At 65.9% G+C, this 17,412-nt stretch carries 16 protein-coding genes and 1 pseudogene; 9 read left to right on the plus strand and 8 right to left on the minus strand.

What is annotated here, in order from left to right; translation table 11 throughout:
* Positions 1 to 20 precede the first annotated feature (20 nt).
* From AC04MI_RS09490 to amaB, 5 genes are all read right to left on the minus strand, one after another.
* Positions 21 to 1,706 carry a thiamine pyrophosphate-binding protein gene (locus tag AC04MI_RS09490; RefSeq protein ID WP_436078029.1) on the minus strand — a complete coding sequence of 562 codons (1,686 nt, stop codon included), beginning with the start codon at positions 1,704 to 1,706 and terminating at the stop codon, positions 21 to 23.
* 23 nt (positions 1,707 to 1,729) lie between these two features.
* The gene (locus tag AC04MI_RS09495) at positions 1,730 to 2,956 is read right to left on the minus strand and encodes a pyridoxal phosphate-dependent aminotransferase (protein WP_436078030.1); all 1,227 of its coding nucleotides are present in this window, start codon (positions 2,954 to 2,956) and stop codon (positions 1,730 to 1,732) included.
* Positions 2,953 to 3,870: an amino acid ABC transporter substrate-binding protein gene (locus AC04MI_RS09500; RefSeq protein WP_476497685.1), complete on the minus strand. Its 918-nt coding sequence runs from the start codon at positions 3,868 to 3,870 to the stop codon at positions 2,953 to 2,955. The genes AC04MI_RS09495 and AC04MI_RS09500 overlap by 4 nt, the downstream gene beginning before the upstream one ends.
* 74 nt (positions 3,871 to 3,944) lie before the next feature.
* Positions 3,945 to 5,141, minus strand: a complete 1,197-nt coding sequence (locus AC04MI_RS09505) for an NAD(P)/FAD-dependent oxidoreductase (RefSeq protein ID WP_436078031.1) — start codon at positions 5,139 to 5,141, stop codon at positions 3,945 to 3,947.
* 23 nt (positions 5,142 to 5,164) lie between these two features.
* Positions 5,165 to 6,709, minus strand: coding sequence for an L-piperidine-6-carboxylate dehydrogenase (gene amaB, locus AC04MI_RS09510; RefSeq protein ID WP_476497686.1), 1,545 nt, complete (start codon positions 6,707 to 6,709; stop codon positions 5,165 to 5,167).
* 256 nt (positions 6,710 to 6,965) lie between these two features.
* Here amaB and AC04MI_RS09515 point away from each other — a divergent pair, with 256 nt between their 5' ends.
* Together AC04MI_RS09515 and AC04MI_RS09520 are read left to right on the plus strand one after the other, a co-directional pair.
* Complete coding sequence (locus AC04MI_RS09515) at positions 6,966 to 7,871, plus strand: LysR family transcriptional regulator (protein ID WP_476497687.1); 906 nt, start codon at positions 6,966 to 6,968, stop codon at positions 7,869 to 7,871.
* An 85-nt stretch (positions 7,872 to 7,956) separates the two neighbouring features.
* A complete protein-coding gene (locus tag AC04MI_RS09520; protein WP_436078034.1) occupies positions 7,957 to 8,646 on the plus strand; it encodes a DUF4336 domain-containing protein in 690 nt (229 codons plus the stop codon).
* 68 nt (positions 8,647 to 8,714) lie between these two features.
* Here AC04MI_RS09520 and AC04MI_RS09525 read toward each other — a convergent pair whose 3' ends face one another.
* The 3 genes from AC04MI_RS09525 to AC04MI_RS09535 form a co-directional block, all read right to left on the minus strand.
* Entirely contained in the window at positions 8,715 to 9,383 is a 669-nt protein-coding gene (locus tag AC04MI_RS09525) for a hypothetical protein (protein ID WP_143227248.1), read from the minus strand.
* 32 nt (positions 9,384 to 9,415) lie between these two features.
* A complete protein-coding gene (locus AC04MI_RS09530) occupies positions 9,416 to 10,126 on the minus strand; it encodes a CPBP family intramembrane glutamic endopeptidase (protein ID WP_143227246.1) in 711 nt (236 codons plus the stop codon).
* 227 nt (positions 10,127 to 10,353) lie between these two features.
* The gene (locus tag AC04MI_RS09535) at positions 10,354 to 11,208 is read right to left on the minus strand and encodes an IclR family transcriptional regulator (protein ID WP_056747541.1); all 855 of its coding nucleotides are present in this window, start codon (positions 11,206 to 11,208) and stop codon (positions 10,354 to 10,356) included.
* 286 nt (positions 11,209 to 11,494) lie between these two features.
* Here AC04MI_RS09535 and AC04MI_RS09540 point away from each other — a divergent pair, with 286 nt between their 5' ends.
* The 7 genes and pseudogenes from AC04MI_RS09540 to AC04MI_RS09570 all read left to right on the plus strand — a co-directional run.
* On the plus strand, positions 11,495 to 12,604 hold the full coding sequence (locus AC04MI_RS09540) for an ABC transporter ATP-binding protein (protein ID WP_476497688.1): 1,110 nt from the start codon (positions 11,495 to 11,497) through the stop codon (positions 12,602 to 12,604).
* A complete protein-coding gene (locus AC04MI_RS09545; protein WP_476497689.1) occupies positions 12,601 to 13,473 on the plus strand; it encodes an ABC transporter permease in 873 nt (290 codons plus the stop codon). The genes AC04MI_RS09540 and AC04MI_RS09545 overlap by 4 nt, the downstream gene beginning before the upstream one ends.
* A gap of 4 nt (positions 13,474 to 13,477) precedes the next feature.
* Positions 13,478 to 14,272: an ABC transporter permease gene (locus AC04MI_RS09550; RefSeq protein ID WP_476497690.1), complete on the plus strand. Its 795-nt coding sequence runs from the start codon at positions 13,478 to 13,480 to the stop codon at positions 14,270 to 14,272.
* A 15-nt stretch (positions 14,273 to 14,287) separates the two neighbouring features.
* Positions 14,288 to 14,584, plus strand: a complete 297-nt coding sequence (locus tag AC04MI_RS09555; RefSeq protein ID WP_436078036.1) for a (2Fe-2S)-binding protein — start codon at positions 14,288 to 14,290, stop codon at positions 14,582 to 14,584.
* Positions 14,581 to 15,969, plus strand: a complete 1,389-nt coding sequence (locus AC04MI_RS09560; RefSeq protein ID WP_476497691.1) for an FAD/NAD(P)-dependent oxidoreductase — start codon at positions 14,581 to 14,583, stop codon at positions 15,967 to 15,969. The genes AC04MI_RS09555 and AC04MI_RS09560 overlap by 4 nt, the downstream gene beginning before the upstream one ends.
* Complete coding sequence (locus AC04MI_RS09565; protein WP_436078038.1) at positions 15,966 to 17,123, plus strand: NAD(P)/FAD-dependent oxidoreductase; 1,158 nt, start codon at positions 15,966 to 15,968, stop codon at positions 17,121 to 17,123. Before AC04MI_RS09560 ends, AC04MI_RS09565 begins: the two co-directional genes overlap by 4 nt.
* A 50-nt stretch (positions 17,124 to 17,173) precedes the next feature.
* Positions 17,174 to 17,412 (plus strand): annotated as a pseudogene (locus AC04MI_RS09570) (ABC transporter substrate-binding protein); the annotation flags it as partial.

Raw genomic sequence — 17,412 nt, forward strand, 5'->3', positions numbered from 1 at the left:
CCTGCTTACGAAACGGGAGCCTACTTCTTGGAGAGTGCTGCGCTGCGAATGCCCTGCAGCGTGCCGGTGGGCGTGATCGCCTCGGGGTCGATCAGGCAGTGCAGCACGCTGGGCAGGCGGCTGGCACGGGCGCGGGCAAGAGCCGGAGCAAAGTCTTCGGTACGCTCCACCCGCTCGCCATGGCCCCCAAAGGCCTTCGCGTAGGCCTTGAAGTCAGGATTCTTGAGCTGCGTGGCGCTGATGCGGCCGGGGTACTCGCGCTCCTGATGCATGCGGATGGTGCCGTACATGGCGTTGTCCAGCAGCACCACGATGATGGGYAGGCCGTACTGCACGGCGGTTGCAAATTCCTGACCGTGCATCAAAAAGTCGCCATCGCCCGCAAAGATCACCACCTCGCGCTGCGGCCACAGGCGCTTGCCGCCCACGCCTGCSGGCAGRCCGTAGCCCATCGACCCGCTGGTGGGCGCCAGCTGGCTCGCGTAGGTGGTGAAGGGCCAGAAGCGGTGAATCCACGTAGCGAAGTTACCCGCGCCGTTGCAGAAGATGGTGTCGGCSGGCAGCACTTCCTTCAGGTGCTGCATCACCTGGCCCATTTGCAGGTTGCCGGGGATGCGGATGGGTGCCGTGTCGCTCCAGGCCAGATATTCGGCATGGGCAGCTTCTGTGTGGGACTTCCATGGCACGTCGGCCGTGGGGCGTACCGTATTGAGTGCCGCAGCAAAAGCCTGCGGCGTGGCGTGGATGGCCTGGGTGGGGCGATACAGCTTGCCCAGTTCATCCGCATCTGCATGCACATGCACCAGCGGCTGTGCGGGTGTAGGAACGTCGAACAGCTCGTAGCCCTGCGATGGCACCTCCGACAAGCGGCCGCCCACCACCAGCACCAGGTCCGACGCCTTGATGCGCGCCAGCAGCTTGGGGTTGACGCCCAGGCCCAGGTCGCCGCCGTAGCAGGCATGTGTGGCCGGGAACAGCATCTGGCGGCGGAACGAGCAGTACACGGGAATCGACCACGCTTCGGCAAACGCCGTGAACTCGCGAACCGCCTGCTCGGACCAGCGGCTGCCACCCAGGATGGCCACGGGATTTTTGGCGGCTTGCAGGCGCTGGGCCAGCTCGGCCATTTGCGCGGCGCCGGGGTGGGTCTCCGTCACCTGGTAGGGCAATGCATCGGCCACAGTGGCGGCCTCGGTCAGCATGTCTTCGGGCAGCGCCACCACCACGGGGCCAGGGCGGCCCGAGGTGGCGACATGGAAGGCGCGCGAGATCAACTCGGGCACCCGTGCCGGGTCTTCAATCTGCACCACCCACTTGGCCATGGTGCCGAAGACGGCGCTGTAGTCCAGCTCCTGAAACGCCTCGCGACCCATGGCGTTGCGGGCCACCTGACCCACGAACAGGATCATGGGCGTCGAGTCCTGGTGCGCGATATGAATGCCTGCCGATGCATTGGTGGCACCGGGCCCGCGCGTCACAAAGCAGATGCCGGGCTGGCCGGTGAGCTTGCCCTGTGCCTCGGCCATCATGGCCGCCCCGCCCTCCTGGCGGCACACGGTCACGCCGATGTCGGCATCGTGCAGCGCATCAAGCACAGCCAGGTAGCTTTCGCCGGGCACACAAAAAAGCTGCTTCACACCATGGGTGATGAGCTGCTGCACCAGGATCTGGCCGCCGGTGCGGGTGGTGAGGGAGGTCGTGTTCATATCAACGGTATCGGGTCAGAAAGTCAGAACAGGGCCTGGCAGGCGCGCTGGATGCGTGCGCAGGCCTCTTGCAAATCGGCGGTAGATGCGGCGTAGGAGATGCGAAAGTATGGCGCCAGCCCCAGCACCCCGCCGGGCACCACGGCCACATGGTGCTCGCGCAGCAGGTAGGCGCAGAAGTCGGCATCGGTGCGCAGCAGCATGCCGCCCGGTGTGGTACGGCCCAGCACACCTTCGCAGCTGGCAAAGGTGTAGAACGCGCCTTCCGGCACACGGCAGCGCAAGCCTGGCGAAGCATTGAGCGCGGCCACGACCAGGTCACGCCGGTCCTGGAACGCTTGGCAGCGCTCGCGCACCACGTCTTGCGGCCCCGTCAGCGCCGCCACGGCAGCCGCCTGGCTGATGGACGACGGGCAGGACGTGGCCTGGCTCTGCACCACCGCCATGGCCGCAATCAGCGCCTTGGGGCCTGCGCCGTAGCCCAGGCGCCAGCCCGTCATGGCATAGGCCTTGGAGACACCGTTCACCGTCAGCGTGCGATCGCGCAGCGAGGGCAGCACAGCGGCGGGCGTGGCAAACGCGCGGCCGTCGTACAGGATGTGTTCGTAGATGTCGTCCGCCAGCAGCCACACCTGCGGATGGCGCTCCACCACTTCCAGCACCGGGCGCAGTTGCTCTGCGCTGTAGGCCGCGCCGCTGGGATTGGAAGGCGAATTGATGAACACCCAGCGCGTGCAAGGCGTGATGGCCGCCTCCAGCTGCTCGGGCGTGATGCGAAAGCCGTTGGCTTCGGTGCAGGGCACCACCACGGGTACACCGCCTGCAATCAGCACCATGTCGGCATACGAGGTCCAGTACGGCGCGGCCAGGATCACCTCGTCGCCAGGGTTCACCGAGGCCATCAGCGCGTTGTAGAGGATCTGCTTGGCACCCGCGCCTGCGGTGATCTCGTTGAGCTGAAAGTCCAGCCCGTTGTCGTGCTTGAACTTGTGCTGGATGGCCGCCTTGAGTTCGGCCGTGCCGTCCAGCACCGTGTAGTGCGTCTCCCCCCGCGCCATGGCCTGCTGCGCGGCCTCCAGGATGTGCGCGGGCGTGTCGAAGTCGGGCTCGCCCAGGCCCAGCACGATCACGGGCTGGCCCTGGCGCTTGAGCTGGTTGGCCTCTTGCGTCAGGCGCACGATTTCCGAGACGCCGATGGCGCCGAGGCGGTCGGCCGCGCGGAAGGCCGTGGCGGGGATGGCAGCATTCATTGCTGGTAAGTCTCCAGGGGCTTGTCGTTGGGGGTGGCGAACAGCTGGCGCAGCGTGGTACCCAGCGGCAGGTTCAGGCTCATGTTCTTGGGCGGGATGGGGTTTACAAACCACTTGGTGTATATCTTTTCCATCTCGCCGCTTTGCATCAGCTTGGTTAACACACCATCCACCGCAGCCTTGAAGGTGGGGTCGTCMTTGCGGAACAGCAATGCAATGGGCTCGGCACCCAGCGGCTCGCCCACGATGCGGTAGGCCGAGGGGTCCTTGGAGTTGGCAATCATCCCGGCCAGCAGGTTGTCATCGAGCACAAAAGCGTCGGCGCGGCCGGTTTCGAGCAGCAAGAAGCTCTCATGGTGGTCCTTGCCCAGCACGGTCTTGATGGGCGCGCCACCCAGCGCGCGCTCTTGCTTGCGCAGCAATTGCACGGCGGTGGTGCCAGTGGATGCCGCAATGGTGCGGCCTGCGAGCTGGCTGATGGACTTCAGGTCCGAATCCTTACGCACTGCCATGCGCACTTCGCTCACATAGGTGGTCACCGCAAACGCCACCTGCTGCTGGCGCGCGGTGTTGTTGGTGGTGGGGCCGCAGCCGATGTCCAGCGTGCCGTTCTGCACCAGGGGCAGCGTGTTCTGCGCCGTCACCGCCATGTATTCGAGCTTGGCGTCGGGTGCGATTTCTTTCAGCACGCGCTCGCACAGYTCGACGTGGTAGCCCACGTATTTYTCRTTCGCGCCCAGCRYRTAGGCCATGGGYGGCGAGGYYTCGCGCACGCCCAGCACGGCCTTACCCGATGCCTTGATCTTCTCCAGCGTGGGCTGGGTGACCGTCTGCGCCAGCGCGGGGGCCGTGGCCATGCAGGCCAGGGTCAGGCCTGCAGCGAGCGCTGTGAAGGTCTTGCGGGAAATTGCCATGTCGTTGTCTCCGTATGTTTTGTGGTTGGCAGGTTGAGAAAGGGGTGAGGAAAAACTGGCAGTAACGATGGTGCTCAGATCACATTCTTTTCGAGCAACGGTGCGTTGCGCGCAATGCGCTCGATGGACAGCGGCGACAGGTCCAGGCTCTGGTAGCCGCCCGTCAACATCCACTCCGCCAGGCCACGCCCCACCGCAGGGCACTGCTGCAGGCCGTGGCCCGAAAATCCGTTGGCAAACACCAGGTTGTCGCACGCCGAGTGCAGGCCCACGATGGCGTTGTGGTCAAAGGTGTTCATCTCGTAATAGCCCGCCCAGGCGCCCTGCATGCGCAGCGCTTCAAAGCCAGGGATGCGCTCGGCCAGCGTGGGCCAGATGTGGTTGTCAAACGCGTCGTACTCAGGCTCCAGCGGGGCAAAGTCGGCGTCGTTGTCGGCGTCGGGCGCAAAGCCGCAGATGAAGCCCCTGCCCTCGGGCCGCAGCCAAATGCCACTGGTGTCGATGAGCAGTGGGCAGCCCGGCAGCGCTGCTGGGCTGGCGAGGTTGAAGACCGTGCGGCGCTTGCCCACCACGGGCAAATCAATTCCCACCCAGCCCGCAATGGCTGCCGCCCAGGGGCCACCGGCGTTCACAGCGTAGCGGCAAGGCAGCACGGCGCCGCTTTGCAGGCGTACTGCGTTCACATGCAACACGCCGTCGCTGGCCGCCGTGTCCAGCCCCACGGCCTCATCAGCCACATAGCGCACGCCCTGGCTCTGTGCCTTCTTGCGCAGCGCGGTCAACAGCAGGTAGCCATCAAACCAGCCCTCGCCCGACAGGCCCAGCGAGCCCAGCGCCACGTCCTGCAGCGCCAGCCAAGGAAAGCGCTCTGCCAGTTGCTGCGGGCTCAGCAGCGCCACATCGGCGCCGTGCTGCTTTTGCAACGCATGGTTCTCGCGCAGCGTGGCCTCGCCCGCCTGGGTGGCCAGGTACAGGTAGCCACCTTCGTGCAGACCGATGTCGGGCACATCGCCGTTGCAGACCAGCAGCGTGCCCACGTTGCGCAAGAAGCCGATGCCAAACGCCGAGATCTGGATGTTGATGTCCGTCGAGAACTGCTGGCGGATGGAGCTGGCCGACAGCGCCGACGATGCACGTGCATAGGTCGGATCGCGCTCGACCACCACCACCTCGCAGCCCGGCTGCTGCAGCGTGAGGAAGTACGCGATGGCACTGCCGATGACACCACCGCCAATGATGACGATGGGGTGTGGGGTCTTAACAATCAACATGAACGGGGCAACCAGCGCGTGGGTTACACGTCAAATGTCACGCCCTGTGCCAGCGGCAGTGCGGTGGAGTAGTTGATGGTGTTCGTCGCCCGGCGCATGTAGGCCTTCCAGCTGTCTGAGCCCGCTTCGCGCCCGCCGCCCGTTTCCTTCTCACCGCCAAACGCGCCGCCRATTTCGGCGCCGCTSGGGCCRATGTTSACRTTGGCAATGCCGCAGTCCGAGCCTGCGGCAGACATGAACAACTCGGCCTCGCGCACATTGAGCGTGAAGATGGACGACGACAGGCCCGCGCCCACGGCGTTGTTCATGGCAATGGCTTCATCCAGCGTGCTGTAGCGCACCACATACAGGATGGGCGCAAAGGTTTCGTGCAGCGCGGGGCCTTCATGGGCTTTCAGCTCCACCAGAGCGGGGCGCACGTAGTACGCATCCGCACCGCCGATGCCTTCCACGCGGCCACCACCGTGCACCGTAGCGCCCAGCGCGCGGCTTTGCTCCAGCGCTTTTTGCATGCCGTCAAACGCAGGGCGGTCGATCAGCGGGCCCACCAGCGTGCCGGGCGTGCGCGGGTCGCCCACCTGCACGTTGGCGTACACCTTGGCCAGCTGGGGCACCAGCTGGTCGTAAATGCTTTCGTGCACAAACAGGCGGCGCAGCGTGGTGCAGCGCTGGCCCGCCGTGCCCATGGCGGCAAAGGCAATGCCGCGCAGTGCCAGATTCAGGTCGGCCGTGGGCGCAACGATGGCCGCGTTGTTGCCGCCCAGTTCCAGAATGCCGCGCGCAAACCGCGCTGCCAGGCGCGGGCCCACGGCGCGGCCCATGGCGGTGGAGCCCGTGGCCGACAGCACGGGCACGCGGGCGTCATCCACCAGCACCTCGCCAATGTCGCGCTGGCCCACAATCAGCTCCAGCAGACCTTCGGGTGCATCGACGCCAAAGCGTGCAAACTTGGCGATTGCGCGCTGTGCAATCGCATGCGTGGCCAGGGCGGTGAGCGGSGTYTTTTCSGAMGGCTTCCACACYACMGAATCRCCRCACACCAGYGCCAGYGCSGCRTTCCACGACCACACGGCCACMGGRAAGTTGAAGGCCGAGATCACGCCGCACACGCCCAGCGGRTGCCAGGTTTCCATCATGCGGTGSYCGGSGCGCTCGGTGGCRAKCGTSAGGCCGTASAGCTGGCGCGASAGGCCSACSGCRAAGTCGCAGATGTCGATCATYTCCTGCACCTCGCCCRRGCCTTCGGACGGGATCTTGCCCGCCTCGATGGTCACCAGCAGGCCGAGGTCCGCCTTGGCGGCGCGCAGCTCTTCACCCAGCAGGCGCACCAGCTCGCCCCGGCGCGGTGCGGGCACATTGCGCCATGCCAAAAAGGCTGCATGCGCGCGGCCGATGGCAGCGGTGGCATCGGTCGGGCTTTGCTGTGGCACCTGGGCCAGCACCTCGCCCGTGATGGGCGAACGTGCCGCCAGCGTGCCGCCGGTGTAGGCGGCGCGGGGCACGCCCAGGCGTTGCAGCAGTTGATCGACTTCGGACACAAGGGGGGTGGCGGCAGGGGTGGCAGACATGGCGGCTCGCAAAGGTGAGTGGAGGCGAATAGAAGGAAGCAGCGTGGGAGAAAACGCGCGATCAATGTGCCAATATCCGCCAATCGCACCGTGCTGGATAGCAAAAAAATGGAACTACTTAATCACAAATCAGCATGAAGTACCTGAAAATGGCAGAGCTACCCGAGCTTGATGTACTAGCGCCACAGCCCAAAATCATGCCCAACCTGACAGAGCCGCTCATTCCCTCTGCGCATGATTGATCCCATTTGCCACGATGACCCTGCTGCGCCGCGCCTTCCTGCCCTCCACCGCCGACCTGCTGGCCTTTGAGGCGGCGGCACGCCACCAGAGCGTGTCGCGCGCGGCCGAAGAGCTGCACCTCACCCAAAGTGCCGTGTCGCGCCAGATCCGCCAGTTGGAGGAGCAGATCGGCACCGCCCTCTTCCACCGTGTGCGCCAGCGCGTGGTGCTGACCGACGCGGGCCGCGTCTACGCGGCCGATGTGCAAAACGTGCTGCAACAGCTGTCTGCCAGCACACAAAAGGCCATGGCGTTCTCCAGCACCGACGGCCTGCTCAACCTGGCCGTGCTGCCCACGCTGGGCACGCGCTGGCTCATCCCGCGACTGGGCGGCTTCATGGAGCTGCACCCTGAGGCACTGGTCAACTTCTYGGCCCGCACCGAGCCGTTTGACTTTGCAGGCACACCGTTTGACGCTGCCATCCACTTCGGCACGCCGCACTGGGCAGGCGCCGTGTGCGAATACCTGATGCACGAAGAAACCGTGCCCGTGTGCAGCCCCACCTACCGCGACCGCCACAACATACACACCCCGCAAGACCTGACCCGTGTGGTGCTGCTGCAGCAAAGCACCCGCCCCACCCAATGGGCCGAATGGTTTGAGCTGGTGGGCGCCCCCACAGCCCTGGCCCTGCGCGGCCCCCAGTCCGAACACTTCGCCATGATTGCGCAGGCTGCCGTGTCGCACCTGGGGGCAGCGCTGCTGCCGCGCTTCTTGATCGAGCAGGAGCTGGCAGCCGGGAGCCTGGTGGAGCTGTCAGACCAGGTGCTGACGAGCACCGATGCGTATTACCTTGTGTACCCGGAAGCGCGGGCGCAGACGCCGCTGGTGAAGGCGTTCAGGGATTGGGTGGTGGGGGAGTGCGCAGTGCAGAGGTAGGGGAAAGGATGACGGCGGCAGCGACCACCAGCATGTCGAATTCGTTCAAGACGCCGCCCCYGGGGCCAGGGCACCATCCCGCGTCATGCAACTTGAATCCCTCGACACCCATCTCTGGCACGCCACCCACGCCTTCAAGGCCAACGGACTTCCCATCACCACGCGCATGACGGTGGTGCGGCTGCCAGGAGAGCAGCTTCTCGTCCACTCACCGATTCCAATGCCCCCAGGCAGTTCACTGCTGGAGCAGCTGCAGGCACTTGGCACGGTGGCTTTCATCGTGGCACCGAACAAGATGCACCACCTGTTTCTGGCGCCTTGCACCCAGACCTTTCCGAACGCCAGGGTGTATGGCCCCAAAGGACTGGGCCAGAAGCGGCCAGACCTGGCAGCCAGGAGACTGCGCGAACTGCCCGCAGCCGATGTGCCCGAATGGCTGCCAGACCTGGAGCACCTGGCTTTTGAGGGCATTCCTGCAGGCAATGAGTCGGTATGGTTCCACCGACCTTCGGCCACGCTCATCGTGACGGACCTGCTGCAGTGGATGGCGGGGGACCTGCCTTGGTCCACGCGTACCTATGCCACGCTGACCGGGGTGCGGCGCCAACTGGCCGTCCCGCTCACTGTGCGCGCGCTGGTGCGTGACCGTCGTGCCGCAGCCCGCAGTGCAGAGCGCGTATTACGCTGGCCCTTTGAGCGGGTCGTGACGGCCCACAACCAGGTGCTGGACAACCATGCCTACGCACAGGTCAAACAGGCGCTCGCAGTGCTCTGACCGAAACAATCACCCCATCATCTGCGGAACGCCGTGGGCCTCACCGCCGCGCCACCACCCCGTACCCCTCAAAGATGTCGGAGCACATACCCCAACCCGGTATTGGCCAAAAGCCCCACCAGCACCAGCCCACCGGCCACCCCGGCCGCGTGTACCTTGCCGAGGGCTGCGCGCTCGCGCACCCAGTGCCATTCGGCGATACAAAACCACAGCAGCGCCAGCAGAAACAGCCCCACGCCGACAGCAGACAGCACCCCGCCCACCAGGGCCAGCGACGTGCTGATCGACACGGCCAGCGCAAAGGGTGCGACCAGGTAGCACTGCTCGTAAAACGGGTTGCGCAGGTTGAGACGGTGAATGGGTTGGCGGCTATGGCGCAGATACCACACAGCCCCGGCCAGCGACCAGATGCCAAAAGCCATGGCGCGATACAGCAGCAGGTTCTCCTCGGACTTCAGCAACGCGCCCGCGAGCGTGCCCATCGCAGGCGCTGCCTGCTTGCGCAGAGCCAGATCGAGCACATGAGCCACCAGCACGCACAGGATGAGCAAAAGCGGCGGGCTGATCGCATCGCCGTAGCGGTCATCGCCTTCGCGGTCTTGCTCCGCCTGCACATAAGTGACCATCTGGCGCGGGCGCCGCACGATGCGCCACAAGGTCTTGGGCAACAACACCAGCCAGATCAGGGCTTCATACACAAAGTCTTCAAACGACTTGAGGATTTTGAGAAAGTCCACAAACAACTCCTTGAGGCCTTGGGCCCATCCAGTCAGGGGCCCATGCTGCGTGAAAAGGCCAGCGCAAAGGCCATGATCGCCCAGTCGCTAGCGATGTGAGCGATGGTGCTGGCCCACAGATTGCGGGTGTAGAGAAATACCGCAGTCAGCACCAGGCGCGCGGTGCCGATGACCAGCAAGGCCTGGCCGACATGCCATTGGTAGGTGGGCAGGTGCAGCGCACCAAACAGCAACGCCGTGGCCACCCACGCCACAGCAATTGCCCAGCGGGCAGGCATGCCGACGCGGTGCAGCAAGGCGACGGTGGCCAGCAGCGGGAGAATAGTGACCAGCTCCTCACCCAGCAATTGCACAGCCACCAGCGCAAACCGCGCTACCAATTGTGCAGATGTCAGACCCGCAACGGCATCCACACTGGCGTTGGCACTGAGATGCGACATGCCAAGCCCATACACAGCCACCAGCCCAGGCAAGCCCAACACCAGTGGCACGACAGCCAATGCCAACGCCACGTCGCGCCAGCGGGGGCGTCTGAACAGGCCAACCCAGTCTGGGCCCACGGCGACGCGCAATCCTGCCCACTGCACGCCCACAAACAGCACTGCTGCCAACGCCCCGGTCCATGGGCTCGGGTCCCAGCCCGGCATCGTCAACAACAACACGAAAGCGAGGGCACTGGCCACGCACAACGTCATGCAGCCGTTGGTGGACAGAGATACGGGATGGCCAAAACAGTAGGGCAAGTCCGGCTTCGCTGATAAGGAGGTTGGTGCGGGTGATGTATGCGGCAAGGTGGTTCCATGGGTATGCGCTGCATCCCTCCCAAAGGATGCGGCTCTGGCCCTAGGTTACCTGTGGATCAAGAAGACGGCCATGGGCCGCTGGGGCCTGCCCCTCACCAAATCTCGCATAGAAGAGGTGTGACTCGCAGTACCACACCCCAGGCCCCCCAGGCCGAGATTCAGGCCGCCTACTTCTGCTCCTGCCCCGCGGGCTGAATGGCCTGGTCGGGGCGCACGCTCGACAGGCTTTGTGCCGGCCGCCGCAGCGTCACATCAAACGGATTGATCTTGGGCCCCACTGCCAAAGCTTCGCGCTTGAGCAGTTCCACCACGGTGGGCAGCCGGTCGTCATTGAGCCGCGCAGAAATGGTGCCCACGCTCAGCGCCGCCACCGCGCGCCCTTCGCGGTCCAGGATGGGTACGGCCACACCCGCCATGCCTTCCAGCAACCCAGTATTGCGGCCCGCGTAGCCCAACTGGCGCACGCGCTCGATTTCGGTGCGCAAGTAGACCTCGTCAAACACACCGTACTCCCGCACGCGCGACAGGTTGAAGCGGATGACTTCTTCGCGCTCGGCCTCGGGCAAGAAGGCCAGGATGGCCAGCGCACCCTGCCCCACGCCCAGGGCCACGCGGCCGCCGATGTCGCCGGTGAAGGAGCGGATGGGGAACGGCCCCTCGCTGCGGTCCAGGCACACGGCATCGAACCCGCTGCGTACCAATAGAAAGATGCTGTCTCCCAGGCTTGCGCACAGGCGCAGCAGCGCGGGGCGGCACAGGCTGCGCAGGTCGCCGGGGTTTCCCGCTTTGGCAGCCAGGGCGAAGAAGTCCATGCTCAGGCGGTAGAGCTTGCTGCGCTCGTCCTGCTCGACCATGCCCTCTGCCACCAGCGATTGCAGCAAACGGTGCGTAGTGCCTTGCGTGAGGCCCACGGCACGCGCCAATTGGGTGACTCGCCCGCCCTCGGCCTGCACGGCCGACAGGGCCCGGATGACGGCAAACACCCGGGGTACGCCGCCGGTGGCGGTGGATGCGGCTTCCATACCTCGCTCCTGTGGAATTCGTTGATCAAACTAAAGGCATCATATTTCATTGAACGGAATAAATTCAATAAAAATTCTGATTAATGGAATACCCGAAGCATTCTGGTTTGTTTATTGCAATAGATTCAATTGAATCGAACGGCTGTTCCAGTCTTTGTGCGGCACTTGCACCACCCCGGTGCAAGCACACCAAAGGCCCGCAGCCCATCCATGCAACTCCACAGCAGGTGACACGCACAGCCCCCCTGGCAAACCGTGCGATGCCACCACCGGAAAGGCTTTCGCCATGTCGTTTCTCAAGCTCACGGATGTGACCAAGTTCTATGGCAGCACCTGCGCGGTGCAGTCCATGAACCTCACGGTGCAAAAGGGTGAATTTGTGTCGTTGCTGGGCCCGTCGGGCTGCGGCAAGACSACSACGCTGCAGATGRTKGCGGGSTTCGAGSCGGTGACSAGCGGGCGCATCGAGCTCGMKGGCAAGGACATCACSCACGCCAAGGCCAACACGCGCGGSCTGGGCATCGTGTTCCAGAGCTATGCGCTGTTCCCGCACATGACGGTGGCGGCCAACGTGAGCTTTGGGCTGGAGATGCGCAAGGTGCCCAAGGCCGAACGCGCCGAGCGCGTGGCCCAGGCCCTGGCGCTGGTGCATCTGGAGCAGCACGCCACGCGCTACCCGCGCGAGCTGTCTGGCGGCCAGCGCCAGCGCGTGGCACTGGCCCGTGCACTGGTGATCGAGCCGCCCGTGCTGCTGCTGGACGAGCCACTGTCCAACCTCGACGCCAAGCTGCGTGAGGAGATGCAGTTTGAGCTGCGGCAGATTCAGCGCAAGGTGGGCACCACCACCATCATGGTCACGCACGACCAGAGCGAGGCCATGTCSATCAGCGACCGCGTGGTGGTGATGGARGSCGGCYGCGCCACGCAGATCGAYCAYCCGCAYCGCGTGTACGAGCAYCCGMGCACGCGCTTCATCTCCACCTTYGTGGGCAAGGCCAACCTGCTGCCCGGCCAGGTAACGCATGCCAATGGCACGCACACGCAGGTGAAGGTGGGCGCCCTCACGATGGAGGTGGACGGTGCCCGCTACCGCCCCGGCGCCGCCGTGCTGCTGAGCGTGCGGCCAGAAAAAGTGCAACTGGTGTCCGCCGTGCAGGGCCGGATGGATGGTCAGGTGGGCGAGCGGTTCTTCCTGGGCAGCCAGTGGCTGTACCGTGTGGGCACCCCCGTGGGCGACCTGATGGTGCTGGCGCCCAACGACGGCCGCGCTGCGCTGGCCGAGGGCGAGCGCACGGGCGTGGACTGGCCCGACCACTGCATGCGCCTGCTGCCCGCCGATGAAACCGCCCTGGCCGAGTTGGAGGCCGAAGACACCGCCGCCGAGGTGGCGCCATGAGCCTGGCCACCACCTTGCTGCACAAAAAGACTGCGCCCTGGTGGCTGTCAGGCCCGGCGCTGGTGCTGTTCACGGTGCTGCTGCTGGTGCCACTGGCACTCACGGCCGTGCTGTCGTTCAACGCGTTCGACCCGGCCACCGGGGTGAAGGCGGGCGAGTTCACGCTGGAGCACTACTCCCACGTGTTCACCGATTCGTACTACCACACCATCTTCTGGCGCACGTTCTGGATTGCGGGGCTGGTTACGCTGATCTGCGTGGCCATTGGCGCACCCGAGGCCTACATCCTGAGCCGCATGGGCAACCCTTGGCGTTCCATCCTGCTGCTGGTGGTGCTCGCGCCGCTGCTGGTGTCGGTGGTGGTGCGGGCTTTTGGCTGGAGCATGCTGCTGGGCCCCGAGGGGCTGGTGAATGGCGCGCTGCAACTCGTTGGCATCGGCCCGGTGAAGATGCTCTACACAGAGATCGCGGTGRTCRTCGCSCTGGTSCATGTGATGCTGCCCTTCATGGTGATCCCSGTSTGGACCTCGCTGCAGAAGCTMGACSCSGGMGTGGARAACGCGGCGCTGTCGCTGCAGGCAAGCCCCTTCACCACGCTGCGGCGCATTGTGTTGCCGCAGGTGCTGCCTGGCATCCTGTCCGGCAGCCTCATCGTGTTCGGACTGGCGGCCAGCTCGTTTGCCATCCCCGGCCTGCTCGGCGGGCGGCGACTGAAGATGGTGGCCACGGTGGTGTACGACGAGTACCTGCACGAGCTGAACTGGCCCCTGGGCGCCGCCATTGCGCTGACGCTGCTGGTGGCCAACCTCGTGGTCATGCTGAGCTACAACCGCTTGGTTGAAGGCCGCTACAAGAAAGCGTTGGGCTGAAACTATGCAGAAGAACGGACCTTTAGCCCTCGCGTTCAACGCGCTGGTCATCACCTTCATGCTCGCCCCCTTGCTGGTGGTGTGCATCGTGGCGTTTACGCCGCACAACACGCTGACGCTGCCCACCACCGAGTTCTCGCTGCGCTGGTTCAAGGCGGTGTTCGAACATTCGGACTTTGTGCAGTCGTTCTGGAACAGTCTGTGGCTGGCGCTGGCATCGGCCACGCTGGCCACAGTGCTAGCCGTGCCTGCGGGCATTGCCATCACGCGCTACGAATTTGCGGGGCGAGGCTTTTTGAATGGCTTGTTCCTCTCGCCACTGATCATTCCGCACCTGGTGCTGGGCGTGGCCCTGCTGCGCCTSTTTGCGCTGCTGGGCGGCACRGGCAGCTTTGGCTGGCTGGTGWTKGCGCATGCGCTSATCGTCACGCCCTACACGCTGCGGCTSGTGGTGGCSGCGCTKGTGGGCTTYGACCGCAGYGCCGAGCASGCSGCSCTGTCGCTGGGCGCSAGCCAGGCCACGGTGTTCACGCGCATCACGCTGCCGATGATCCTGCCCGGCGTGACGGGCGGGTGGMTGCTGKCCTTCATCAACAGCTTTGACGAAGTGACGATGTCGATCTTTGTCACCTCGCCCAGCACGGTGACGCTGCCGGTGCGCATGTACATGTACGCCACCGAGTCGATTGACCCGCTGATGGCTGCGGTGTCGGCACTGATGGTGGCCCTGACGGCCTGCGCGATGGTGATTCTCGACCGCGTGTACGGCCTGGACCGCGTGCTCGTAGGGCGTAAATAAATGGGCACGACTTCCATGACTGTGAACACAGCCCTGCTCCACCGCGTGGCCGAAAAAGACCGCGCGCCCGTGCCCTTCGTACTCGATGGCGAACCCGCCGCTGCGCTCGAAGGCGACACGGTGCTCACGGCCATCCTCACCCACCGCGCCCAGTTGCGCCGCAATGAGTTCAGTCATGAGCCCCGTGCCGGCTTTTGCCTGATGGGCGCGTGCCAGGACTGCTGGGTGATGACGGCTACCGGCGAACGCCTACGGTCTTGCGCCACCTTCATCCAGGCGGGCATGCAGCTGACTACCGGAGGGGCCGCATGACCGCCCCCACCTTGCAACCCGTGATCGTGGGCGCAGGCCCTGCGGGCATCCGTGCGGCGCAAACCCTGGTGGCGCATGGCGTGCGGCCCACGGTGATCGACGAGGCCGCGCGCGGCGGCGGGCAGATCTACCGCCGCCAGCCCGCCCACTTTGCCCGCAGCCCGCAAACGCTGTACGGCACCGAAGCATCACGCGCCACGGCATTGCACAGCACGCTGGATGGCTTGGCCGCCCACATCGACTACCAACCCAACAGCCTGGTGTGGAACGCCCAGGGCGGCCAGCTCGATGTGCTGCACGGCCCCACACAGACCACGCGCACGGTGCCCTACGGCCAACTCATCGTGGCCAGCGGCGCCACCGACCGCGTGCTGCCCGTGCCGGGCTGGACGCGGCCCGGCGTGTACACGYTGGGYGGCGCKCAGGTGGCGCTCAAGTTCCAGGGCTGCRCMATCGGCCGCAACGTGGTGYTSATGGGCACCGGGCCKCTGCTSTACCTGGTSGCGTAYCAATAYGCSAAGGCGGGCACCAAGGTCGCGGCGGTGCTGGACACCGCCCGCTTTGCCGACCAACTGGCCGCCCTGCCCGGCATGCTCACCCAGCCTGCCGTGCTGGCCAAAGGGATGTACTACGTGGGCTGGCTGCGCGCGCATGGCGTAGCGGTGCACACCGGCGTGCGGCCCGTGCGCGTGCAGGGCGAAACACGGGTCAACGCCGTGGTGTGGAGCGACGGGAACGCCGAGCACACCGTGCCCTGCGATGCTGTGGGCTTTGGCTACGCACTACGGTCCGAAACCCAACTGGCCGACCTGCTGGGCTGCCGCTTTGCCTGGGCCCCGATGCACCGCGCCCACCTGCCAGAGCGCGATGGTGCGGGCCGCACCAGCGTTGCCGGTGTGTACCTGGCGGGCGATGGCGCGGGCATCATGGGCGCCGATGCGGCCGAGTGGGCGGGTGAGCGCGCTGCGCTGGCGCTGCTGGCCGACCATGGCGTGMAGGTCGATGCGGCACGCGCCGCAGAGCTGGAACGCAAGCTGACGAATCTGATGCCGTTCCGCCAAGGGCTGGAACGCGCCTTTCCCTTCCCCACCGACTGGGCGGCACACGCACCCGATGCGCTGGTGGTGTGCCGCTGCGAGAACATCACGGCGGGTGAGCTGCGCGCCTGTGCGCGCAATGCGGGTGCTGACGAGATGAACCGCCTGAAGGCCCTGACCCGCGTGGGCATGGGCCGCTGCCAGGGCCGCATGTGCGGCGYGGCGGCTGCAGAAATCCTGGCCCACGCCACGGGCAAGCCGATTGATCAGGTAGGACGGCTGCGCGGACAAGCGCCGATCAAGCCCATCCCCATCCACCTGCAAGCCCAGGCGGAGGCTGCCGAATGACGACCACACGAACCATCGACACCGACGTGGCCATTGTGGGCGGCGGCATCATGGGCGCGTCCGCCGCGCTGGCGCTGCGCCGCAAGGGCGTGAGCGTGGTGCTGCTGGAGCGCGATCTGTGTGGCTCCCGCTCCAGCGGCGTGAACTACGGCGGCGTGCGCCGCCAGGGCCGCCCCGTGAGCCAGCTGCCCCTGGCGCAGCGCGCCCACCAGGTGTGGGCCGACCTGCCTGCGCTGATTGGCACCGACGGCGAGTACCAGCGCAGCGGGCACTTCAAGATTGGCCGCAGCGAGGCGGACATGGCTTCGCTGGAAGCCTACGCCAACCTGAGCCGCGACTTCGACCTAGGCATACAGCTTATCTCTGGCACCACGCTGCGGGAGCGCTGCCCCTGGCTGGGCGGGCGTGCCGTGGGTGGATCGCTGTGCCCCGATGACGGCCAGGCCAACCCGCGCCTGGTGTCACCCGCCTTTGCCCTGGCTGCGCGGCGTGCGGGTGCGCAGATTTTGGAACGCACACCGATGACCTCGGTGGAGCACGACGGCAAGCTCTTCACCGTGCGCTCCGGCACCGCTGTGACTGTGCGTGCGCCCGTGCTCATCAACTGCGCAGGCGCGTGGGCTGGTGCGCTGGCCGCGCAGTTTGGCGAGGCCGTGCCCATCCACTCCGGCCACCCGGCCATGGCCGTGACCGAGCCCCTGCCCTTTTTCATGCACTGGAGCCTGGGCGTGGAAGGCGGCGGCATCTACTGCCGCCAGGTGGCCCGCGGCAACCTGGTGCTGGGCGGCGGATCGGGCGTGGCACTCGACGCCGACCGCGCCCGCTCCGAGCGCAGCGCCATCGCCACGCTGGGCGTGCAGGCCGTGGAGCTGCTGCCCGCGCTGAAAAACGCGCACTTCATCCGCACCTGGAGCGGCACCGAGGGCTACCTCCCCGACCGCCAGCCCGTGCTGGGTAAGAGCAGTACCACGCCCGGCCTGATCCATGGCTTTGGCTTTGCCGGTGCAGGCTTTCAGATCGGCCCCGGCGTGGGCGAGGTGCTGGCCGAGCTGGCGCGCGATGGCCGCAGCACCACGCCGATTGATGCGTTTGCGATAGAGCGATTTGTTCCCAAAGCAGTGGCTGAAGTGGCCAGCACTGCGGCTGCCCAGTGACCCGTTTGCCACCGACCCGTCCCCACTCTCCCATCAGAAAGGAAACCACCATGACCTTCTCCCCCCGCTTTGCCAGCCGCACCCGCCGCGCCCTTGTGGCGGCCGCCGCACTGGCCACCATGGCCGCCGCAGGCACCGCCACCGCGCAGACCAAGACGCTGTACATCGGCATGAACGGCGGCACCATGGAGAAGGCGTACACGCAGTACGTGTTCCCGGCGTTTGAAAAGCTGCACGGCGTGAAGGTGGTGGTGGTGCCCGGCACGTCCTCGGACATCTTGGCCAAGGC

Source organism: Acidovorax sp. LjRoot204 (assembly GCF_056175785.1).